Genomic DNA, 24192 nt, shown 5'->3' on the forward strand with positions numbered 1-24192 from the left:
TTTATTTAATCTGGCCAATTAAATAAAGTTCAAAAAAACACGGAACAGGAATTAGCCATTGAATTTAAAAGGCGTAGTCATGCTCCACCCGGCAAATGCGTACTTTATAATTCAGGTACCATTTATCGCGCCCCTGCTGCTGGGCAAACAGGTGCCGGGCATTAGCTTTCCAGTTCTTAATAGCTTCTACCGACTGCCAATAAGACACCGTTATTCCAACATTGTTACGCGCCGATTCAACGCCCAGAAAACCTTCCTGCTGCCGCGCGAGTTCAACCATTTCAACAGCCATATCGCCATAGCCTTCCTCTACACCGGTACGTACCGATGTGAATATTACGGCATAATAAGGGGGCTGTGGTGTTTGAGCGATAAGCCCCTCTAAATCTCCTTTGAAGGGAGAGACTTTTGAATTACCTTCGTGATTAGCTGAACTCATAATATATATTTGTGTGAAAAATAAAAACCCTCCTTGTTTAGGGGAGGGTTGATTTAAAAGCTATTCAATCACGCTTTCTTCAAACTCATACTCTTCCAGCGGGGGGCATGAGCAGATCAGCGTTCTGTCGCCATAAGTGTCATTAACTCTGCCCACCGAAGGCCAGAATTTGTTGGCAGCAACATAAGGCAGCGGGAATGCCGCTTTTTGACGGGTATAAGGGTGCTCCCATTCGTTGCCGGTAATTACAGCTACAGTATGTGGCGCATTTTTTAAAGGATTGTTTATTTTGTCGGCCAGGCCGTCAACCACATCGGCAATTTCATGACGAATAGAGATCATGGCATCGCAAAAACGGTCGAGCTCATGCTTAGGCTCTGATTCAGTCGGCTCAACCATTACCGTACCCGCAACCGGGAATGATACGGTTGGTGCATGGAAACCATAATCCATTAAACGTTTAGCAATATCCGTAACCTCGATACCTGCCGATTTAAATGAGCGGCAATCCAGGATCATTTCATGCGCGCAACGGCCATTAGCACCAGCATATAGTACAGGGTAATGTTCCTGTAACCTGGCTTTAATGTAGTTGGCATTCAGGATAGCATAACGGGTAGCGTTAGTCAAGCCTTCGGCACCCATCATGGCAATGTAAGCATGTGATATGATGAGGATAGATGCAGAACCCCATGGCGCTGCAGAAACAGCATGGATTGATTTACCTCTGTCGATATCAACCACAGCATGACCCGGCAAATAAGGAACCAAATGTTTTGCAACACCGATCGGGCCCATGCCGGGGCCACCGCCACCGTGAGGGATACAGAATGTTTTATGCAGGTTGAGGTGACAAACGTCGGCACCGATATTGGCCGGACTTGTTAAACCTACCTGCGCGTTCATGTTAGCACCGTCCATATAAACCTGGCCGCCGTTTTCATGAATAATTTCGCAAATTTCAATGATGCTTTCTTCAAATACGCCGTGAGTTGATGGGTAAGTAACCATCAGGCATGAAAGCTCGTTTTTGTATTGCTCAGCTTTGGCGCGCATGTCGGCAACATCAATGTTTCCGTTATCATCGCACTTAACCACCACTATCTTCATACCGGCCATAGCTGCAGATGCAGGGTTGGTACCGTGTGCCGATGAAGGGATCAGAGCAATATTACGGTGGCTATCGCCCCTGTCATTGTGATAAGCGCGGATTACCATTAAACCGGCATATTCGCCTTGCGCACCGGCATTTGGCTGCAGGCTCATGGCTGCAAAACCGGTGATTTCGCTTAGCCAATTGTTGATCTCATCAAACAGCTGCATATAACCGCCAACCTGGTCGGTTGGGGCAAATGGATGAATTTTACTGAACTCGGCCCAGGTAACAGGTACCATTTCGGTGGTAGCGTTCAGTTTCATGGTACAAGAGCCTAAAGCTATCATAGAGTGGCAAAGCGAAAGATCTTTCGCCTCCAATGATTTGATATAACGCAACATTTCATGTTCAGACCGGTGGGTATTGAACAGACTGTGCGTTAAATATGCAGAAGTACGCTGAAGTTCTGTAGGAATAACCGTTTCAAGGCTTGCATTAACGCCATCGAAATCAACATCGTTAAATGTTTTACCCTTAACTTTGGCAAAGAACCTTACCATGGTTTTGATATCCTCAACCGAAGTGGTTTCATCAATTGCTATAGTTACTATTGAACCTTCGTAGTTAAGGTTCATTTCGTTATTTAATGCTTCCGAATGGATAGGACCAACAAGGTTCCCCACATCAAACTTAACAGTATCAAAGTAAGCATCGTTCAATTGCTCATAGCCAAGCTGCCCTAAGGTTTTGGCTAATAATATTGCTAAGCCGTGAATGCGCTCTGCTATAAGCTTAATACCATCCGGACCATGATATACGGCATACATACCAGCCATAATAGCTAACAGTGCCTGTGCGGTGCAGATATTTGATGTAGCTTTATCGCGGCGAATGTGCTGCTCGCGGGTTTGCAGGGCCATGCGCAGGGCATAATTATTGGCGCTGTCGATAGTAACGCCGATGATGCGGCCCGGGATAGAACGTTTATACTCTTCTTTAGTAGCGAAGAAAGCAGCATGCGGGCCGCCAAAACCCATCGGTACACCAAAACGTTGCGATGAACCAACAACGATATCGGCACCCCACTCGCCCGGAGGGGTTAATAGCGCAAGACTCATGATATCGGCAACAACGGTAAGCTTAATACCTTTTTCATGACCTTTTGCAGCAAAATCGGCGTAGTTATAAACCGCGCCATTGCCGGCAGGATATTGTACAATAGCGCCAAACATATCGTCGGTTAATTCAACGGTACGGTGGTCGCCTATTCTCAGTTCAATGCCATAAGGCTCTGAACGGGTTTTTAAGATATCAATAGTTTGCGGGAACACTTCTTCGGAAACGAAGAAAACGTTGGCGCTGTTGTTTTTACGCAAGGTATATTGCATAAACATAGCCTCGGCAGCGGCAGTACCTTCATCAAGCAATGAAGCATTGGCAATTTCCATACCGGTAAGGTCAATAACCATGGTTTGGAAGTTTAACAAAGCCTGCAGGCGGCCCTGTGCAATTTCGGCCTGGTATGGGGTGTACTGCGTGTACCATCCGGGGTTTTCAAGAATATTGCGCTGAATAACGCCCGGTACAATCACATCATAGTAACCTTTGCCGATGAATGACTTGAAAACTTTGTTTTTTGAAGCCGTTTGCTTTAAGGTGTTCAGGTAATCGAACTCGCTTTTTGCCGCGGGCAGGTTAAGCGGTTTGGCAAGCCTGATCTTTTGCGGTATGGTTTGCTCTATTAATTCATCAAGCGTACTTACACCGATGGTTTTTAACATTTTGGCCGTGTCGGCCGCGCTTGGAGCAATGTGCCTCGACTGAAACTGCTCCTGATAGGTTGTATTCAACTTCATGAATTAATCGTCCCTCTTAAATTTACCGCAAAGGTACGATTTTGCAACATGAGTAACAATTAGCTAATATGATATTGACAATGCATTTACAGGAAAAAAATGTAATTTGGCTCTTGAATACCTAAACATGACGGGCAGGCGAGTTTTACTTTTTATCACGATTTTTCTTTTTATCAGCTTTAAAAGCTTTTCGGCTGTTTTCACGGTAACCAGTAATGCTGATTCGGGACCTGGGACCTTGCGCGAGGCACTCACCCTGGCGGCAGCCAATGGCAGTGCGGAGAAGGATTATATTTATTTTAATTTACCGGATTTGAGCGAGGCGGGAAGGACGATAACAATGTTAACCCAATTGCCGGATGTTTCATCAAACCTAATTATTGACGGCAGCACACAACCGGGTGATAAATTTGGCATAAGTGACGCTAAAGTTGCACTTTTTCAAACGGCCGATTATACACAGGAGGTCTCGGGCTTGTTCATTCATGATCAAACTGATGTAGCTGTACTTGGCTTATATATTAAGTGCGCGACCTATACAATTACGCAAACCAACTATTTCTGGCAAGGTATCAATATAGAAAACAGTAAAAATATACAAATTGGCCAGGCAGGAAAAGGTAATATTATCGTTGGATTTTATTTCCCGATAGCTACTAACTTTGACCATAAAAGTCAAACCTGTGAAAACATCTCTTTAAAAGATAATATCTGCGACATTGAAATTGACGGAATTACCACATCACCCAATTTACAATATAACCAAGGCGCTTATTTTTTCTTTCTTGCCGGACAAATAGACATTGGTGGCACGACTGGCGAAGGTAATTTATTTGCCAATGGTTTGACCATTTATCAGTGGAACTCCTACGATGATTCACCGCCTGCTAATTTTCTGATCAGGAATAACAAGGTCGGTGTAAATTACCTGGTTAACGATATTATACCCTCATGTATTGGGCTTAACATAGGAAGTGGAAGTCCTGCCGGAAAAAACACTATTACTATAGCGGATAACGAGCTAGCGGGTTTCCAGGGACCTTTATTTGCCTCTAATTGTATCGGTAAACTCACCATATTAAGAAACTATATTGGTATAGATAAAACGCTCACTCATAAGCTAAATATACCGGGTGCAGGAATAGCTGTTTTTTACTATCAGGGTGATGTGCAAATAGGCACTACCGACCCTAAAGATGCCAATGTAGTTGGATATTGTAAACCATTACAATTAACAGAAACTCTTAAGGTGTCTTTTAACAAAAACAGTTTTTTTTGCGCCAAAGATTTTTACCCCATTTACAGCTATAGCCTGTACAGTCCGCTGCCGCAGGCAAGCATCACTAATGTTACCAATAACAGCATTGGCGGTACCGCAACTCCACACTCATCTATCGAATTATTTTATGCAGATGACTGTGGCACTTGTTCTCCCAAAACATATTTTGCATCAACGATTGCCGATAATAACGGAAAATGGGTTTACAACACCCATTTAACCGGCTCGGTTTTAGCTACCGCAACCATAAACGGAACCACGTCCGAATATACGCAACCCTCTTTGTCGGCCAATGTAGATGACAGTCAAATAAATAAGCACACACCCGATTGCAATGGAAGTAACGGTTCAATAACTAATATCAGGGTCACCTCCTTTACCCAGCCAACTGATATTTATACCTACACATGGACTAATAGCCAAAATCAGGTCGTTGGTCATAATCTAGACCTCAACGAGGTACCAGAAGAAACGTATACCTTAAAAATTACCGGCCCCGGCTGCGGCACGATAACAACTGCCCCTATAACGCTAAAGTCAAAAACAATAACGATTGATTTAACAAACATCCATAAATCAAATGCAGGCTGTAATGGACCAACCGGTTCAATTACCGGCATAACCGCGCCAAACGCAACCCATTATCAGTGGATAAATAAAATCAACAACCAAATTGCAAGTAATTCAAGCGATCTTAGGGATGTTGGACCTGGTACTTATCAGCTGATTGCAAGCAATGATTTTAGCTGTAGCGAGAAAAGTCCGGAATACACTATTGATGCTACTCCTGCAACCGTCTATCCAAATTATAACGCTAATATTAACAACAGTTGCACAGGTGAAAACAACGGCTCAATTACCGTAATACCTACAGATAACCTTGTTAAAACAGCACGCTGGATTGACGCCGAAGGGCAACCTGCAGGTACGGGGTTAAATGTCCCAAACCTTAAACCCGGCACTTATAAAGTTTACTTTACCGATGCAAACGGCTGTGAAACGCTTTATCCGCATGATTTTACCGTTAACGAAATTGATCCCCTGCAAATAGTGGCAAACTCAGAAACCCGTACCGATGATCAATGCGGATTAAATACGGGGGGTATAAAAAACATTCAGGTTAAAGGCGGCACACAACCCTACACCTATTTATGGCTTAATGTAGCCGGTGAGCATTTGGTTACATCGCAAGATCTTACAGACGTCGGTGCCGGGGATTACACGCTGCAGGTTCAGGACGCCGGTGGTTGCGGCGTTATGGCAAGTCGCATTTATACTGTTTTAAATGAAAACAGCAGCATAGATGCGCCGGTAATTGCCCCCTTGCAATTATGCGCTCCGGGCGAAGCTTTGCTATCCGTCAGTTCTCCATCTGCCGGGAATACCTATCGTCTTTATGATTCGCAAACAAGCACTCAATACCAGGATGAACAAACCAATGGCATCTTCAAAATCAAAGCAAACCCCAATAGCATTTATTATATAAGCAAGGTTAGCGGCCAGTGCGAAAGCGAACGAACCCAGGCGCAAATAACCATCAGCTTATCTGCTATTGATATCCCAAACGCGTTCACACCTAATGGCGACGGTAAAAATGACTACTGGAAAATAAACAATGCTCAAAATTATCCGCAGGCAATAGTCCAGATATTTACCAGGTACGGGCAAAAAGTATTTGAATCAAAAGGGTATAGCGTACCGTTTGACGGAACTTATAATGGCACCAAACTTCCTTCGGGAGTGTACTATTATATTTTAAATCTCGGTAAAAGCTGCAATTTGCTCTCAGGCAGTTTGTCAATCATCAGGTAACCATACAGCATTTCACTATTTTGATGTTGTTTATTGTATAACCACCACCTGATCAATATAATATTCACAGTGTACTTACAGCAAAAAAGTGTATTTTGCAGCTGATTACCTAAATCAATGTTTGTTAAGAAATTATCACTTTTAGTACTACTAATATCGATCTTGTTTTGCAATGTAGCCTCAGGCGCTACATTTATAGTAACCAGCAATGCCGATACCGGTCCGGGAACGCTGCGCGAGGCTTTAACCAACGCCGCGGCTAATGGCACTGCAACGCCTGATATCATCCAGTTTAAATTACCGGGAACGCTTGTATCTGACCGCACCATCAGGTTAAAAAGCCAATTGCCCGCGGTAACTTCAAATTTAGTAATTGATGGTACAAGTCAGCCCGGTATAGCCTTTGGCGTGTCTGATGCAAGGGTTATCATCGAACCTGAAACTTCGCCGGCCTACTTTAACTGCCTTTTCATTAACGGTGATATTAACAGCGGCGGGGCAACGGCAAAAAGCATCGGGATTTATGGGTTATATATCCGCAATTTTGCCCGCATTACCAGCTTTGCCAATCCTGACCTCGGACAGGGTTCGGGCATTGTGATCCAGGGCGATGCTTCGGCTATTATTATAGGCGCGCCGGGTAAAGGCAACGTCATATGCGGCAACATCAACGGCATTGTTAACAACTCTTATTACTATAATAACGGGCTTGCCGATATTCTTATTCAAAGCAATATCATAGGTTTATTGGATGATGGCTATACCGCGGCAAGCAATATTAACGGTGTTAACCTGGTACTGAGCAAAACAGCCACCATAGGTGGTACAGCTGCTAACATGGGCAATGTTATATCGGCCAATGTTACTAATATTAATATCATACGCGGATATAATTTCAATGTTACCCCAAGCGTTGTTGACATTCAAAACAATAAAATAGGTACGGATTATACCGGGAAAAAAGATTTTAAAAACATCCTGCTGTTTCAGCAAAGCGCCTTTATCAAAGCATACGGCATTAATGTAACCACCGATTACACCACTGTGAACATTAATGCAAATATCATATCGGGCCAGCGTTATTGCGGCATTTATATTGAACGGGCCACATTCAATATCACCGGCAACAAAATTGGTACTGATATCACCGGTACCGCCAACCTCGGGAATGGCGAGGGCATCAGGGCCGGCGAAAGCTCATCGGGTACCATTGGCGGCCCGCTTGCTACCGATAAAAATTATATAGGTTATAATCAGTACGGCATCGAAGCCCTTAACAGCGCTCATACATTGATAACCCGAAACAGCATTTTTTGTAACAGTGACTATGGTATAAGTGCCATTAGCAACTATTATACAGTCCCCTATGTGCAGGTGCTTAATTTTGGCAGCACAGCTGTATCTGGAATAGCCACACCAAACTCGGCTATCGAGCTTTTCTTTTCGGACGATTGCGGAACGATATGCCAGGGTAAAACCTATATTACTACCGTACAGTCTGACGGGAGCGGTAAATGGTCTTACTCGGGAACTATCAGTAAGGCTGTAATAGCCACGGCAACTGATGCTAATAAAAATACCTCGCCTTTTTCATCATTGGTGATCAGGGAAAGTGATATTGTAATAAAAAATTACACTTGTGCATACCAGGGTAGTATTACCATACAGCAAAACCGGAGCGGCCTGTTATACCATTGGGATAAAAAGGAACAAAATGGCAGTCTTGCATCCGTTGGCGATGGTCAGAGTATAAAAAATCTTTTACCAGGCACTTACCAGTTAACAGCGCAATACCCTGGCGGCTGCCAGAAAGTTACGCAGCTTTTTGAGGTAAAAGATTCGCGGATCAAAATACAGAATGTAATTGTGCCGGTACCGGAATGCCGTCAGAAACAATTTCCGTTTGATGTGAACTTTACAGGAGGTACAGGTAATATCACTTTTGCGTGGAAAGATAAGAATGGCAATATCGCGGCAACAACCAAGTCGGCCTCTTTACCCCAAGGCACTTACACGGTAACCATTTATGACGAGGCTGGCTGCGCTGTAACCTCAAGCCCGGCTGTAAACATTAAAGCCAAGCCAGGCCCTGATTATGACCTCTCGACCATGACGGTAAAACCTGCCCAATGCGGAGTGGCCGACGGCAACATACAAAACATTACAATCATACCCTCAGGTATTGGTACACTTACCTATAAATGGCTGGATGCCGCGGGCAAAACCGTTAGTACTTCAAAAGATCTGGTAGGAGTTAAAGGCGGTACCTATACCCTCGTACTGACAGATCAAAGTGAGTGCAGTCCTTATTCTACCCCGCCGATACCTATTTCAGAAACAAATTCGGTAATTTTTTATGGTGGTGTTGTAACCCCCGCGAAATGCGGTGAAAATAATGGTGCTATAACCGGGGTTTCAGCACCAAACGCCGATAAATTTCAATGGTACGACCCACAAGGTAACCCCATCCCTACCAATCCTGCAAACCTCGACATTTTTAATCTTGCTGATGGCTTATACCGGCTAAGTGCGATAAATTCTATTACGCATTGTAGTAATGATAAATATTTTCCGGTTGGCCGTTTGGCTCCGGAAGTATTTACAATCAAGAACCTTATTAACGTTCCCACAACCTGCGGGCTCAACAATGGCAGCCTGCATATTGATTTTGAGGGAACTATAAAGCCAAGTTCTTATCAATGGGTTGATGCAGCCGGTACAACGGTAAGTTACGGTACCGATGTTCCAAACGCCCCCCCCGGTTCATATACGCTTCATGTAACCGATAAAAATGGATGTGCTTCTGTATTGGGTACCTGGGTAATACAGGCAACCCCTTTGCTACAATTTTCGGCAAATAATGCCCCGGTAGCCAAGCCCGATGAGTGCGACCAGCTATTGGGCAGCATTACAGGCATTGCTGTTTCCGGCGGTGTGCCTCCATATAAATTTGTCTGGACCGACGCCACCGGCAATACCGTGGGGAACGATAAAGATTTAATAAATGTGGGCAAAGGCACTTATTCATTGACAGTTACTGATAACACTACCTGTGCAATTCCGTTACCATACAGCAAGGAGGTTGGCAACCAAAAATTTATCCCAGACGCACCGGTATTAAACGACCAAAGGATCTGCCTGCCCGGAAAGGTGGGCCTGTCTGTTTTAAACAAAACTACAGGCATGTATAATTTATATGCCGATGCTACATCAACAACGCCGCTTCAAACCAGTAATACCGGCAATTTTGAAGTATTAATAACCGAAACCAGTGATTATTATATCTCATACAGCATAGGATCATGCGAAAGCCCGCGCACCAAAACACATATCGAAGTTGTATTGGTCGACGTAAAATTCTCCAATACCATAACCCCCAACGGCGATGGTATAAATGATTACTGGAAGATAGAAGGCCTTGAAAAATTCCCCGGCACCTTAGTTCAGATCTTTAACCGTTACGGAAAAAGGGTGTTCGAGTCAAAAGAATACGCCACACCATTTTCAGGGCAGTTTAATGGCTGGCTGCTGCCTTCGGGAGTGTATTACTATATCATTAACCTCAATACTCCTTGTAAGCTGCTATCGGGCAACCTTACCTTGATCAGGTAATTTTTTAACAACATCATGAATAACCTGCCGCTCCCTTTTGCGGCGGGTATATTATTTATAAAGGATATTAAACAAAAATCGTAACTTACTGGCAGGCAATATCAACCAATATTAACGAACCAGTTTATTGCCCAAATCAATTTATAAACTAACATTCCAGATTGTGTTGCCGCCATGAAACACAAGTTGTTTCTGTTTACGCTATTTTTATTGCTGACCTGTTTAAATGCAGAGGCCACGGTATTTACCGTTATGAGTAATGCCGATGCAGGAACAGGCACACTGCGTGAGGCCCTTACTAATGCAGCCGCCAACGGCACAATTCAGCAGGACATTATTAATTTTAACCTGCCGGGCAGCGTGACCATCACACTTTTTACGCAGCTCCCAGAGGTTACCTCCAATTTAATTATCGACGGCAGCACGCAGCCGACACCCAAACTCAGCAGAAGTGACGCCAGGGTTTATATCATACCCGATATAAGCTATACTTTTCCGGGGACTAAGACAGCAGCCCTGTTGATGACCGAAGTTACCAATGTGGAAATATATGGCTTATGCATAAAAGGTTACAGCAGCAAACTCACAAACTTTAACGGCAACCTGCTTTTCACCGCTATATCGGCTTACGATTGTACCAATATTACCATAGGCGCACCGGATAAAGGAAATGTTTTTTGCGATAACATCTACGGTGTGTATTGCGGCACCAACTCACTAACCGACTCAAAGAATAATGATAATATCAATATCCAATCAAATTTTATTGGTTATGACGAATCGGGAACAAATGTTGTTGAATTAGGGTATGCACTTGATATAACCGCCGATAACTCATTAGTGGGTGGCCCTACCTCCAAAGAAAGAAACTATTTTGCTACCGCGATAGCCTTAAACGGAACTGATAATAAGTTTATCAACAACTCACTTTCACTTGATGTGAACGGTCAGGATAACCGCGTAAACGGGGCATCCATACTTGTACGGTTTCAGGGAAGTAATACACAGGTAGCCGACAATGATTTTTGTTCTACACAATTTCAGTTTATATCTGTAAACAGCTTCACTTTTATGCGTAATAAGCAAAGCAGTATACCGGGTAATTCGGGTATGTACTTATTTAAATGCAATAATGCTTTTATTGGCGATGATAATGATGACGATATCAATATCTTTAGTAACGACGGCGGCGCTTTCTATGCGGTCGAGTCAACCAATATTACTATAGCCAAAAACAGTATCTCATGTAATACAACACCATACCTGATATCAAGTGGCACAGCCATTCCCAACATTAATATAATTGTAAACAGTGCTGCCGAATTTTCAGGAACGGCATCGCCGGGAGCTGCTATTTATATTTATAATGACAATACTGATTGCCAGGTTTGTAACCCGGTACAATACCTGGTTACGGTTGTTGCAGATGCGACGGGTAATTGGAAGTTTACCGGCGATTTTCACAATAAAAAACTGGTGGCAAATGCTACACTTAATAACAGCTCATCTGAATTTACCCAACCGGTGATTTCGACATCGGCCGCCGATTATGTGAAGGTTAATCCAACTTGTTTTAAAAACAACGGATCAATCACCCTGCAAAATTTAAAGAATGTTATTGGCATCGACTGGTATAATGACCAGGATCAATTAGTACAGTCCGGCGGCCCTAAACTGGATGGCGTTGGCGTTGGCACCTATTACGCCAAATGCTATAACGGAAATTGTTTTGCCAAATCTATTCTCATCACCTTAACCAGTTCAAATCCCGGCATTGATGACTCCGGGCTTCAAAAAGTGAATGCTTCCTGCGATGCAGCAAATGGCAGCATCAGTAATTTAAAGCTTATCAATACAAACGGCGGTACACCACCATTAAGGTGGACAAATGAAGCCGGAGATGTAATACGCAACACACTGGATATCGACGGGCTTCCCGGCGGAACATATACGCTAACCATAGATCCGGACGGCTGCGCTGTGCCCTATCACATTACCCTGCTTAACCAGGAGCTTGTCATCGATCCGCCTGTGATAAGCAGCTTTCAATTGTGCGGCCCGGGCGAAACAATAATACCAGTAAAAAACCCCGTAGCAACGTCAACCTACAGGCTCTATGATAGTGAAACCAGTACTACTCCGCTTGATGAAGAGCCTAATGGCAAATTTAAAGTGGACGTTACCGCCAACCGAAGCTATTATATAAGCCGTTTTAGCAACGCTTGTGAAAGCACCCGCACAAAGGTTGATGTAAGCGTGGGCCTTTCAAACCTTAATATCGCCAATGTAATTACCCCCAATAACGATGGTATCAATGATTACTGGCAGATAGCTGGCATGGAGAATTATCCGGCGGCCACCGTAAAAATATTTAACCGGTATGGCAAAAACGTTTTTAACTCCATAGGATATAGCCACCCGTTTAACGGCACCTATAATGGCAAACCATTACCTGCGGGCAGCTATTATTATATCATTAACCTAAGCTCGGGCTGTGGCTTATTATCGGGCAGTTTAAGCATTATCCGTTAGCGATAATTGCCTCAGGTACATTTGGATGGTGTTTTCCAAACCATAGTACAAGGCATCGCTTACCAGGGCGTGACCAATGCTTACTTCGAGCAGACCGGGTATATTTTCTGCAAAATATTTCAGGTTATGTAAATCCAGATCGTGCCCTGCGTTAAGACCCAGACCAGCCTGCTGAGCCGCTTTTGCTGCCTCGATATAAGGAGCAATAGCAAGTTCTTTCCCCTGCGGAAAATGAGTAGCATAGCCTTCGGTATAAAGTTCTACACGGTCGGTACCGGTTTTGGCGGCGCCCTCAACCATTGCAGGTATTGGATCAACAAAAATAGATACCCGGATGCCGGCTTCTTTAAATACCGATATCATATCTTTTAAATAATGATAGTTGGTGATGGTATCCCAGCCATGATTTGAAGTGATCTGCCCTAATACATCAGGTACCAGGGTAACCTGCTCGGGCTTATTGGCCAGCACCAGGTCGATAAATTTTTGTTCCTGGCAATTACCTTCAATATTAAACTCGGTAGTAACAATTTTCTTAAGCTCAAACACATCGTTATAACGGATGTGGCGCTCATCGGGCCGGGGGTGCACCGTGATTCCCTGCGCGCCAAAACGTTCACAGTCTTTAGCAACCTGGATCAGGTCGGGATTATTGCCGCCCCGCGAATTACGAAGGGTGGCTATTTTGTTGATGTTGACAGATAGACGGGTCATACTTCAAAGTTATAGATCATTTAGATAAGTTGGCAGATATATTTAACTTTAAACCATGAAGCCTAAACAATTTATCACCGAGCTGATCGTATTGATAATACTGTATTTATTTATTGCATTTGGTATACGCTTTTTGCTGGGTATTTTTTGGGGAAATTCAAGTTTCGACATAGCGCTGCATGACACCTATTTCACACTTCCATTCAACTGGATAGATTTTACTTTATTTCCGTTTCTATTGCTTACAGCTATCGTTTATTTGATCCGGTCATTAACCAGTCGTTTTAAAAAGCAACACATAAATATTATCCTGATAATAAGCAATTTGTCTTTAATGATTTCAACTTTTAATATTTACAAAACAGTTCTGTTTTTTTAACAGCATACAACTCATACCGGGGATGGATGGACAGTTTATCCTCCCCTTTCTGCGCTTGACCGACAACAACCGGGGCCACTGCCTTCAGAACGCTTGCATTTCGATCATTATGTACTGACTTTTATTATCATTTTTATGCTGATATTAGTTGTCAGTACCTTTGTTGCCGGCAAAAACTGGGATGCAAAACCTCATGAACAAAACATTCACTAATTTAATATTCGCGCTATTTTGCACTTCTACCATTTTTATTGAGCAAACATCAGCGCAAACCATCTACCGTAAAATCGGGAACTACAAGGTTTACTATGGCTGGGCGCACAACTATCCGCAAGACTGGATGATCCTTCGCCGCTTTGATAATGAGGGGCGCAATTACCTGTTGATGGTGAACCCGCAAACACTGGAAACCAAAATAAACGAAAGCAGCTTTTACCAGATCAAACCCATGACGATGGAACAGGCGCGTGAGTTTTTTAAAAGTACGCCTTATCAAAAGGCGCTCAGTAAAGCCGAAAAACAATCTGTCAACATTCAGGACGCAGGCATCGAAAGCGGCATCCCCAAACAAACAGGCATCAGCCTTACTGCCGACCTATGCCCATCGCACCGCCCGTTGGATAAACGCATTTTTACTGATATTTTCACTGAATTTAAAAAGGTAGAGCGCCCTGTACCAATAGCGCTTTCCATAACCGGCATCTGGATGCGCCAGCACCCGCAGGACCTTGCCTGGCTAAAACAAATGCAGGCCAACCGTGAGATCTACATCACCTGGATCAATCATTCCTTCAATCACCGGGTTAGCCTGAAAGCCCCGCTTAAAGAAAACTTTTTACTTGAACCAGGAACAGATATTAGTTATGAAGTACTGGAAACAGAACAGGCCATGCTGCGTAATGGGCTATTACCATCCGTATTTTTCAGGTTTCCCGGCCTGGTATCTGATCAGCAACTGGTATACCGGATTACCGGTTTCGGCTTGATCCCGGTTGGTACCGATGCATGGCTGGCTAAAGGCCAACAACCCCAAAATGGCAGTATTGTGCTCATACACGGAAACGGCAATGAACCTGTAGGCGTTAACGATTTCATTAAACTACTGCAGTCAAAAACACGATCAATTGCCGGTAAGCAATGGTTACTGTATGATTTACGCGAAAGTGTGGATGAAGAGTTTAGTGAAGCGCCATGAGGGAAGCCGGCAGTGCACAGTGGCAGTTAGCAGTGCAAATGCGCAGACTTACGAAGTTTAGTTTTTAAGTTTTTTGAGTATGATACCCTAAAATAAAAGCCCCATAGCACTCGCTGCATGGGGCTTTAAACCTAAACCTTATCACAAATCCGGGTTTGGATACCCGTAATTGAATTGTAAATATAAACATGATTTTTAATAATTTCATGGGCTTTGTTACAATTTAATTCTTTTGCACCATATAACATCCATTTATATAAATCTCATATTTTTTTCACCTTAATTTAACAGTATATTCACAATAGAGGCCTGCATCTATCTATCTATCAGCTTTCTCTCAAGACTTTACGCTATGAGAAGCAGCAATGCCTTGTAATTATTTACTCATTCAACATAAACTTGTCAACTCCTTGTGCAGGTTGCCATTTATCTCCAGGTTCAAAATAATGCCAAAGCAGGGCCGATACTTTTTGATCAGCAATCCGGCTTCATTGTCGGGTGTCCAACTGGTATCCTTGTTATGATTAGTAATGATCGAAAACACATAATCTCCATGCGGGGCATTTACCAACACAGTTTCCGACCTTGATTCATCAACCGCCCCCTGTTTGGAAATGGTATGTACATAAGGCGGAATTTGCGACAACGCGTGCTCATCCCAGTAAATGCGGCCCATGTTACGGTACATCCGCTCGCTGGCTGCCGGGCTTACCGCCTTCCCTTCGCGGATCATGGCGAACAGGCGGCACATTTCGCGCGGGGTACTTACTCCCCAACCATAGATCCTGCGGATAGCTTCCCTGCCCGGCACACGTGAATTCACCCGCATTATCTTAAAGTCATTTTGATTGAGCCAGTTGTTGATATATTCGCCGCCCACCAGCTTTTGCAGCCACAAACTTGCGGTATTATCGCTCATGGTGATCATGAGCATAGCCACTTTACTCAATTGTACAGTGTCTTTATCTTTGAACGAGCCCAGCAAATCCTCACCTGCATAAAGCAATGAATCGCGGTAAACTAACTTTTGATTATACTTCAGCTCACCTTTTTCTATCTTATCCATCACCCCGCATTGAATGCTCACTTTGATCATACTGGCTGTAGGGAACAGCGTATCTGCATTGATCTCCGCCGTTTTGCCGTTTTTCAAATTATGTACATAGATGCCAACCTGGCCCTGAAAACCTTTGATAGCTTCATTTAATTTAGCGCTGAGTTTACTGTCGGTTTGTGCAAATGCCGGTGCTGCTAACAATGTCAACAACAGTAAGGTAAGTTTATGTTTCATGTAATGGCGATCTAAAAAATGAAAATACAAATTTTAATATAACAGGCAATCACTCGTTTATATTTGCTAAAACATCCGTTAGCCTATGAACCAGTTTGTTGATATTACCAACCGCAAGGTGCTGTACCGCTTAATGCTTAATCTTCAGCCCGAAGCAGCGCCGCTTTGGGGCAAAATGAAACCGCAGCAAATGATCGAACACCTTATTGACCAGGTTCAGTATACCAACGGTGTAAAAATACCAGCCTGGGATGGCCCGGATGACAATACAGCTGCACGTAAACACGCCGCCGTTTATACCGATGCAGAAATACCCCATAATATTTTTTTGGAAGAATTGGCTGATACCTTAATCTACCCCAATTTGGAAACAGCTATTAATCAGCTAATGAAAGAGCTTGACACATTCGACAGGTATTTCAACACCCCCGATTTTAAAGTGATCCACGGCGCTTTTGGCCCTATGGATTATTACGAGTGGATCATATGGCACGGAAAGCATTTTACACATCATTTAAAGCAGTTTGGGGTGATAGACTAACGTTGTCATCACTTGAAATACTAATTAAATAAATTTTGTAAATTTGAGTATGCAAGTTCATGCGAAAGATCTTGGTAAAGATGAGCTAAAAGAGGTAGAATTGTTTTATTAAACGCTCCTACTTTTTCTGAAGAACAAATAGCCTTATTTAATAAAGCACGTAGAGCTATTAATAAATGGCGGGTAAAACCCGGCTCTCTTATAAAACAATAATTTTCAAACCATGGAAATCCAGGAAGTGATTAATATAGATCAGGATATTTTGGGAGGCCAACCAGTGTTTAAAGGAACACGCGTACCTATTGATACACTTTTTGATCACCTGGAAGCGGGTGTATCACTTGCCGAATTTTTGGATGATTTCCCATCTGTAAAAAAAGAGCAGGCCATTGCACTTTTAGACATAGCCAGCAGGATTGTAACATCAAAAAACGTCACACAACTTTATGAAGCTGTTGCTTGATGAGAATCTACCTAAAAAACTAAAGCTTGATTTTCCTGAACACGAAGTATATACTGTAACAGATAAAAGCTGGAACGGGATAAAAAATGGCGAGTTGCTCAAACTTTTGCTTCAGGAAAATTTTGATGCTTTGTTGACTTTTGATAAGAACCTCCAACATCAACAAAACTTTAAAAAGTACACCATTAGTGTTTTCGTGTTAATAGCTCCAATTAACACCCATGCCGAATTATCAAAGCTTGTCCCTCTGATAAAAAGTCAAATTAAAAAGAACAAGCTCAATCCTGGCCCAATTATTATCAGCGTATAGCAAATTGCGTATATACGTTTATATTTATATACGTATATACATATCTTTACAGGCTATATATGATATTTCTCCGCTGGCTTTTAATCCCATTTTCGCTGATCTATGGCCTGGTTACGGCTATTCGCAACTGGTGTTATGACCGGGGAATTTTCAAAAGCACTGGTTTTGACATGCCGCTAATCGTAGTCGGCAACCTGGATGTTGGCGGTGCCGGCAAAAGTCCTATGACCGAATATCTGATCAGGCTGTTGAAGGATAATTATAAAATTGCCACGCTTAGCCGGGGCTACGGTCGTATTACCAAAGGTTTTTTGCTGGCATCCGGCGAAAGCAAAGCCTCGGATATCGGTGACGAACCTGCGCAGTTCAAACATAAATTCCCGGATCTTGATGTGGCCGTTTGCGAAAAGCGGGTTGATGGCGTTGAGCAGTTAAAAGACGATCATGATGTTATTATTTTGGATGATGCGTACCAGCACCGCGCGCTTGAACCGGGCATGAGCATTTTGCTTTTTGATTACAGCCGTGTTAACGAACCTCATTTCCTGCTCCCGGCGGGTAACCTGCGCGAACCATTCGGCGGGCGTAAAAGGGCGAATGTCATCATCATCAGTAAATGTCCGGCTTCACTTAGCGACTTGGAACAAGGCCGTGTGATTAAACGGGTCAAACCATATCCGCACCAGTCGCTATTTTTTACCACCATAAACTATCTGCCGGCCCAAACTATCTATGGGGTCCCGGTTACAAATGCCATCGACGATCAAACCACGGTTTTCCTGCTTACGGGAATAGCTAATCCAAAACCGTTATTGTCGCATCTGAAAAAGCAAACACCCCTGGTTGTTCATCATAATTATCCCGACCATCACCGTTTTAGCTTAAAAAATATCAGTAAACTTGCCGATGAATTTTCGGCCTGTGCATCACAAAAAAAAGTGATCATCACAACAGAAAAGGATGCACAGCGTTTAGGGGAACAGGAGCTGCTTGCGATGGTTAAAAAACTGCCCATTTTGGTGCTGCCCATAGGCATTAGTTTTTTAAATAACGGGCAACAACAATTTGACGAATTAGTACAAACATATGTTAGACAATATTGAAGGCACCGCCCGGTATATCAAAAACCGGATAGGCGATTTTGAACCCGAAGTGGGTATAATTTTAGGTACCGGCCTTGGCGGCCTGGTAAAAGAAATTGAAGTTGAAAAACAACTCATGTATTCCAACATTCCTGATTTCCCTATCTCAACATTAGAGTTCCATTCGGGCAAGCTGATTTTTGGTACCCTTGCAGGTGTTAAAGTTGTGGCCATGCAGGGCCGTTTGCATTATTACGAAGGCTACAATATGCAGCAGATCACCTTCCCGGTTAGGGTGATGAAATACCTGGGCATCAAAACGCTGTACGTATCAAACGCCAGCGGCTCGCTTAACCCCGATTTTAAAAAGGGCGACCTGATGATCATTGAAGATCATATTAACCTACAGCCTCAAAACCCGCTGGTTGGCCGCAATTATGAAGAGCTTGGACCACGGTTCCCTGATATGAGCGAACCTTACCGTCATGATATGATCGAAAAGGGTTTAGCCATCGCTCAGAAAAATAACATCACCTGCCATAAAGGGGTATATGTAGCCGTAACCGGCCCTAACCTGGAAACCCGTGCCGAATACAAATACCTGCGTATCATTGGCGGCGATGCCGTTGGCATGAGCACCGTACCCGAGGTTATTGTTGCTAACCACATGGGGATCCCGACGTTTGCTATTTCGGTATTAACAGATGAAGGCTTCCCGGAAGTGCTTAAGCCCATAACATTGGAGGAGATTATTGCTATTGCGCAGGAAGCCGAACCCAAAATGACCCTGATACTTAAAGAACTGATAGCCGGTAATTAATGCGCCAAAAGCTCAAATATATTTTTTTATTGCTGATGTGCCTGTCGGTACAAGCCGCTTTTGCGCAGTATGGCAACCGCACTAACCCGCGTAACCTGCCTACCCGTGATACCGCGCGCCGGCAGGAAAAACAAATGACCGACGATCAGCTGCTGGACAGTTTAAGGCGAAAGGAAGAAAACAAAAAGGATTCGGTAGTTTTTAGCTCCAAATTTATCCGCGTTACCAACGAGCGTTTGCTGAATGACAGCACACAGCTGTTTCCGATTGATACGGGCATTACGAATTTCGAGATCTATAGCCCGCTTATTGATCCGCGCAGTCCCCGAATTCATTTAGGTAATATTGGTTTGTCACAACGGCCTCTGCTTTTTGAGCCCAGCAGGACCATAGGCTTTGACCTGGGCTTGCATGCGCTTGATATTTACGCTTTAAAGCCCCAGGATATTAATTATTATAACACGCGTGTACCTTATACCAAGCTTACATTATATAATGCCTTTGGTGGTTCGGCCATCCAACTGTTTAATATCGTTCATACCCAAAACATAAAGCCCAACTGGAACATCGGTTTTAACCTTAATTTCAACGGATCAAGGGGTTTCTACAATTTTAACAATGTGCTTGGCCAAAACGTGAGCGATTTGAATGCTTCTATTTTTACCTGGTACGAATCAAAAAGCAAACGGTATAACCTGCTGGCCAACCTTTTGTTCAACAATCTTAAGGCCCCCGAAACCGGCAGCATTCTCAACGATTCGGTATTTACCAGTACCAATGTAAACAACGCCTTTTCAAAAGACAGGGCAGCGGTACGTTTACCGTATAGTTATGAAAACTGGAACGATAAGGGCCTTTACATTAAGCAGTTTTATTATTTAGGCCGGATAGATAGTTTGAATAAGGGGAAGGACAATTCAAAGATCCTGCCTACCCAACGCGTGTCACATACCCTTCATGTATCAAACAGCAGGTACCTGTACAAGCAAAGCGGTGTTGATACCTATAATGTATTCCCTGACTATTATTACAGCAATAACCGGTCAAGGGATTCAACAGTCGTCACGCATATTCAAAATGAGTTTTCGTATAGCTTTTATCTGCGAAGTAAATCGGTAAAATTTGTAAAGAACGAGCTTAAGCTTGACCTCGGCCTTGTGCATGATTTTTATTCGTACAACCAGTATGTTAGCGATACCACCCTTAACCAGTATGGTGCAAAATATATTCATCAGGATAAAGTACAGCACAATACTTTCCAGGACATTACGCTGAAAGCTAAATTGGGCTACCGTTTCAGCGATCGTATAGCCCTTGATGCCGATTTCAGGCAAATTGCCCAGGGCCGCGACTTTGGCAATTATTTATATGATGCCAAACTTACCCTGGCAGGCGGCAAAAAAACCGGCAAGATCATTTTAGAAGCCTATTCACAAAACAGCTCGCCCCCGCTGGTTTATAATAACTGGATCTCCAATCATTATATTTTTCATAATGATTTCAGCAATCAAAAAACAACCAGCGCATCGTTTAATTACATTAACAACGCCCTGCAAATTGATTTAAAAGCCGAATACTTTTTGATCAGCAATTACCTGTATTTTTCAGCGCAGGATGGCGGTACCGATGTGCGCCCGGCTCAGCTTAACAACTCTATCAACCTGTTAAAAGTAAGTTTGGGTAAAAACTTCACTTACCGGAGCCTGCACTTTGATAATTACGTGGTATACCAAAAAACCGATTATCAGAATACGCTTCGTACGCCGGAAGTATATGTTTACAGCAGCTTATATGTTAACAGGGTTTTGCTTAATGTACTGCATGCCAGTATGGGTATAAATGGAAGGTATAATACAGAATATGTTGCCCCGTCATATGCCCCGGGATTGGGCCAGTTTTATAACGGCGCAAATGTAACGTTTTCATCCTATCCAATATTTGGCGTATTTTTCAAAGCAACCTTGCAGCGTACCAACCTGTTTGTTGCCTATGATTATATCAACCAGCGTGCCTGGAGTAAAGGCTATTACACGGTTAACCGTTACCCACAACAGGATGCCATCCTAAAATTCGGCGTTTCATGGACATTTTATAATTAATAAAGATTATCCGATACTAAAAAGCCCGAAACCAATTAAGTTAGTTTCGGGCTTTTATTTTCTACCTGCTAAAGTAGTTCAAAAAGTGTCATTTCGACGAACCGCGGGTGGGGTTGCGCACAAGGGGTGAGGAGAAATCTTCTACACCCTGCATTTACAGCCATAGTTGTAGAGTCTCATGCAGAAGATTTCTCTTTCGCTGCACCACTCAGCCCGCCCCTGCTCTATCGAAATGACATTTTTTTTAAGATGTGAAGGATCAACAGCCTTACCCCTTCAATTCTTCGCTAAAGGTTAACCTGTTGCCAAAAGGGTCATGAACAGTCATGGTGATAGCCCGGTCATTCCATTCGGGCACTTCCAAACCGGGGCGGTTGTATTTATATTTCTTTGCGATGAGGTGGGCGTGGTAATCTCTTAGCTCGTTAAAATCATCAATAGCTATATGGCTGCCCGGACTGGCATCGCCATGATGTTCGGAAAGGTAAAGCACTACATCGCGCAGGGAAATTTGGATATATACCGGCACACCTTCGGGTTTGTGTTCCCAATCGGTTTTAAAGCCAAGCCAGTTGATATAAAATTCAATGGCTTTATCATAATCAAAAATTCGGAGGATGGGTTTTGTTATTGACATAGGTAATTAGTTGTTAAACAAATTTAACGGAAAATGCCACCTTTTTTATACAGCGAAACCGCTTGTTTTCAATTAGCTGCCTTCAAATGTTAATAGATGTTAAATATGCCTTGTGCAGTACCTGAAATTAGGTTTCCATACAACAGATACCGTACTTTCGTCGGCACATTTTGCCCCATCGTCTATTACATTGAATGCGGTTTTAAAATGAGGCTACCTTAGCATGATATGTTTAAACGGATAAAGCCGGCGCTGATTATCGAAATTTGTATCCACCTGTTATTTTGGGCGTTGATCATTTTTATGCCCATCATTTCCAGGCCGGATATGCGCGGCTTTCCGCAGCCTGTTTTTTCGCTGGGGCACATTATCAGTTTTAACCTGGTGCTCGCGGCCGAATTCTACCTGAATGCGTTTTTCCTCATTCCCAGGATCTTAAAAAATAATTTCTGGCTTTATTTTTTTGTCTTGCTTGCCTCCTTTGTGGTGTTCAATGTAATACTAACGGAAGTACGGCATTATTTCCCTGTGCCCCATTTTCCCTGGATGGGGCATCATCGTCGCCCTCCGGGGCCGTTCCTGGTTATTTTCCCCTTATTATCTGTTACCGCCGGCAGCTTTGCTTATCACTACCTGGCCGATCAGTTTAAAGCCATCAATAAAAAAAAGGATATTGATAATGCTTCGCTGATCTCTGAACTGGCATTTTTACGTTCGCAGATCAGTCCGCATTTTATTTTTAATGTGATTAACAGTGCGGTAGCGCTTTCACGTTTAAACCCTTCGGCAGTTGAACCTACACTCATCCAGCTTTCTAAATTGCTTCGTTATATGCTTTATGTAACCGATGCCGAAAAAGTTATGCTGTGCCAAAAAGAAGACTACCTCCGCAGCTATATCGAGCTGCAACAACTCCGTTTCCGCGACCAGGTAAAGATCAGCTTCAGCTCGGATATCAAAGCTCCCGAAAAAAGTATTGAACCCATGCTGCTGATCCCCTTTGTAGAAAATGCCTTTAAGCATGGCACGGGCGATATTGAGGCGCCGGCTATAGCCATCACTCTTTTTACCGACGAAAAGAACCTGCGTTTCAGCGTACAAAACGTGTACAACCCAACCGAAGAAAGTAAAGATAATGCCTCGGGTATTGGTCTGGCTAATGTTAAACGCCGGCTTGAGCTGTTATACCCCGGCAAACACAATCTATATATCAACAAAAACGAGCAGGCTTATATAGTTATGCTGCAACTGGAACTTAAATGATGCGATGTTTAATAATTGACGATGAGCCGCTTGCGCTCGACTTGCTGGAAGACAACCTGAAGCATGTAAATACCATACAGGTAGTGGCGCGTTGCCGTAACGCGGGTGAGGCAATCATAGCCATGCAAAAAGAACAGATAGACCTTATTTTCAGCGATATATACATGCCCGGCATTAACGGTTTACAACTCATCAGGAGCTTGACACAGAAGCCCATGGTGATATTTGTAACCGCTTATGAAAAATTTGCGGTTGAAGGTTTTGAACTTGATGTGGTTGACTACCTGGTTAAGCCCGTACCCTTAGACCGTTTTTTGAAGGCCTGCCACAAAGCGCTCGACCTATATGAGCTTCGCCGCAGTTATGTGCCGCAGCCAACCACTAAAAACTATTTCTTTTTGCATGCTGATTATAACCTCGTTAAGATCAGCTTTGACCAGGTTGAATACATTGAGGGTCTTAAAGATTATATCAAAGTACACCTCATCAATCAGCAAAAACCGGTATTATCCCGCATCAGCCTCAAAGCTATTGAGCTGCAATTACCGCCCGACCAGTTTTTCCGGGTGCATAAATCATACCTCGTTAACCTCGACCATGTATCCCAAATGCGCCGTGCCCGTATCAAACTCATCAATACCGAGATACCTTTAAGCGACGGATATCGCGATGTAATCAACAGGATGATCGGGAAGGTGTAGGGTATTTCCTATTCATCTTGGTTCTGTTTTTGAGGCCTTTGCCTTCAGACAAGGTTAAAGGCAATTTCCAA

The 24192-nt window shown here is 43.3% G+C and carries 18 protein-coding genes; 13 read left to right on the plus strand and 5 right to left on the minus strand.

The genetic code is table 11. The features are described from left to right. Window positions 1–64 precede the first annotated feature (64 nt). Window positions 65–439, minus strand: a complete 375-nt coding sequence (locus tag BLP33_RS24610) for an antibiotic biosynthesis monooxygenase family protein (protein ID WP_139160066.1) — start codon at window positions 437–439, stop codon at window positions 65–67. 60 nt (window positions 440–499) lie between these two features. After that, on the minus strand, window positions 500–3391 hold the full coding sequence (gene gcvP, locus BLP33_RS24615) for an aminomethyl-transferring glycine dehydrogenase (protein ID WP_090534181.1): 2892 nt from the start codon (window positions 3389–3391) through the stop codon (window positions 500–502). A 127-nt stretch (window positions 3392–3518) separates the two neighbouring features. Between gcvP and BLP33_RS24620 the strand changes: the two genes are divergently transcribed. The 3 genes from BLP33_RS24620 (at window position 3519) to BLP33_RS24630 (ending at window position 12626) form a co-directional block, all read left to right on the plus strand. Next, window positions 3519–6482: a gliding motility-associated C-terminal domain-containing protein gene (locus BLP33_RS24620; protein ID WP_090534183.1), complete on the plus strand. Its 2964-nt coding sequence runs from the start codon at window positions 3519–3521 to the stop codon at window positions 6480–6482. Window positions 6483–6599: 117 nt separating this feature from the next. Next, complete coding sequence (locus BLP33_RS24625) at window positions 6600–10094, plus strand: T9SS type B sorting domain-containing protein (protein WP_090534185.1); 3495 nt, start codon at window positions 6600–6602, stop codon at window positions 10092–10094. A gap of 174 nt (window positions 10095–10268) precedes the next feature. Then, on the plus strand, window positions 10269–12626 hold the full coding sequence (locus tag BLP33_RS24630) for a gliding motility-associated C-terminal domain-containing protein (RefSeq protein WP_090534187.1): 2358 nt from the start codon (window positions 10269–10271) through the stop codon (window positions 12624–12626). On the opposite strand, the gene BLP33_RS24635 is transcribed toward BLP33_RS24630, so the two are convergent. Continuing rightward, window positions 12609–13340 (minus strand): pyridoxine 5'-phosphate synthase, encoded by a 732-nt coding sequence (locus tag BLP33_RS24635; protein ID WP_090534189.1) that lies wholly within the window; start codon window positions 13338–13340, stop codon window positions 12609–12611. The genes BLP33_RS24630 and BLP33_RS24635 overlap by 18 nt on opposite strands. 55 nt (window positions 13341–13395) lie before the next feature. Between BLP33_RS24635 and BLP33_RS24640 the strand changes: the two genes are divergently transcribed. Further along, the gene (locus tag BLP33_RS24640; RefSeq protein WP_090534191.1) at window positions 13396–13719 is read left to right on the plus strand and encodes a hypothetical protein; all 324 of its coding nucleotides are present in this window, start codon (window positions 13396–13398) and stop codon (window positions 13717–13719) included. A 193-nt stretch (window positions 13720–13912) separates the two neighbouring features. Further along, window positions 13913–14914 (plus strand): polysaccharide deacetylase family protein, encoded by a 1002-nt coding sequence (locus BLP33_RS24645; RefSeq protein ID WP_090534305.1) that lies wholly within the window; start codon window positions 13913–13915, stop codon window positions 14912–14914. Between the two features lie 388 nt (window positions 14915–15302). Here BLP33_RS24645 and BLP33_RS24650 read toward each other — a convergent pair whose 3' ends face one another. Continuing rightward, a complete protein-coding gene (locus BLP33_RS24650; RefSeq protein WP_254780264.1) occupies window positions 15303–16205 on the minus strand; it encodes a serine hydrolase in 903 nt (300 codons plus the stop codon). 85 nt (window positions 16206–16290) lie between these two features. On the opposite strand from BLP33_RS24650, the gene BLP33_RS24655 reads away from it, so the two are divergent. The 6 genes from BLP33_RS24655 to BLP33_RS24680 all read left to right on the plus strand — a co-directional run bounded on the left by BLP33_RS24655 (window position 16291) and on the right by BLP33_RS24680 (window position 21520). Beyond that, window positions 16291–16746, plus strand: coding sequence for a hypothetical protein (locus tag BLP33_RS24655; protein ID WP_090534193.1), 456 nt, complete (start codon window positions 16291–16293; stop codon window positions 16744–16746). Between the two features lie 223 nt (window positions 16747–16969). Further along, window positions 16970–17209, plus strand: coding sequence for a DUF433 domain-containing protein (locus tag BLP33_RS24660; protein ID WP_090534195.1), 240 nt, complete (start codon window positions 16970–16972; stop codon window positions 17207–17209). After that, the gene (locus BLP33_RS24665) at window positions 17193–17519 is read left to right on the plus strand and encodes a DUF5615 family PIN-like protein (RefSeq protein WP_090534197.1); all 327 of its coding nucleotides are present in this window, start codon (window positions 17193–17195) and stop codon (window positions 17517–17519) included. Before BLP33_RS24660 ends, BLP33_RS24665 begins: the two co-directional genes overlap by 17 nt. Before the next feature lie 59 nt (window positions 17520–17578). Further along, complete coding sequence (gene lpxK, locus BLP33_RS24670) at window positions 17579–18622, plus strand: tetraacyldisaccharide 4'-kinase (RefSeq protein WP_090534199.1); 1044 nt, start codon at window positions 17579–17581, stop codon at window positions 18620–18622. Further along, window positions 18606–19421, plus strand: a complete 816-nt coding sequence (locus tag BLP33_RS24675) for a purine-nucleoside phosphorylase (RefSeq protein WP_090534201.1) — start codon at window positions 18606–18608, stop codon at window positions 19419–19421. The genes lpxK and BLP33_RS24675 overlap by 17 nt, the downstream gene beginning before the upstream one ends. Beyond that, entirely contained in the window at window positions 19421–21520 is a 2100-nt protein-coding gene (locus BLP33_RS24680) for a putative porin (protein ID WP_254780266.1), read from the plus strand. Before BLP33_RS24675 ends, BLP33_RS24680 begins: the two co-directional genes overlap by 1 nt. 268 nt (window positions 21521–21788) lie before the next feature. Here the strand turns inward: BLP33_RS24680 and BLP33_RS24685 are convergent, their stop codons facing one another. Beyond that, window positions 21789–22157, minus strand: a complete 369-nt coding sequence (locus tag BLP33_RS24685; protein ID WP_090534202.1) for a glyoxalase superfamily protein — start codon at window positions 22155–22157, stop codon at window positions 21789–21791. Window positions 22158–22385: 228 nt separating this feature from the next. Here BLP33_RS24685 and BLP33_RS24690 point away from each other — a divergent pair, with 228 nt between their 5' ends. After that, entirely contained in the window at window positions 22386–23420 is a 1035-nt protein-coding gene (locus BLP33_RS24690; protein ID WP_090534204.1) for a sensor histidine kinase, read from the plus strand. Beyond that, on the plus strand, window positions 23420–24121 hold the full coding sequence (locus BLP33_RS24695) for a LytR/AlgR family response regulator transcription factor (RefSeq protein ID WP_090534205.1): 702 nt from the start codon (window positions 23420–23422) through the stop codon (window positions 24119–24121). The genes BLP33_RS24690 and BLP33_RS24695 overlap by 1 nt, the downstream gene beginning before the upstream one ends. Window positions 24122–24192: the final 71 nt, after the last annotated feature.

Source organism: Mucilaginibacter sp. NFR10 (assembly GCF_900100445.1).
GTDB classification, from domain to species: domain Bacteria; phylum Bacteroidota; class Bacteroidia; order Sphingobacteriales; family Sphingobacteriaceae; genus Mucilaginibacter; species Mucilaginibacter rubeus.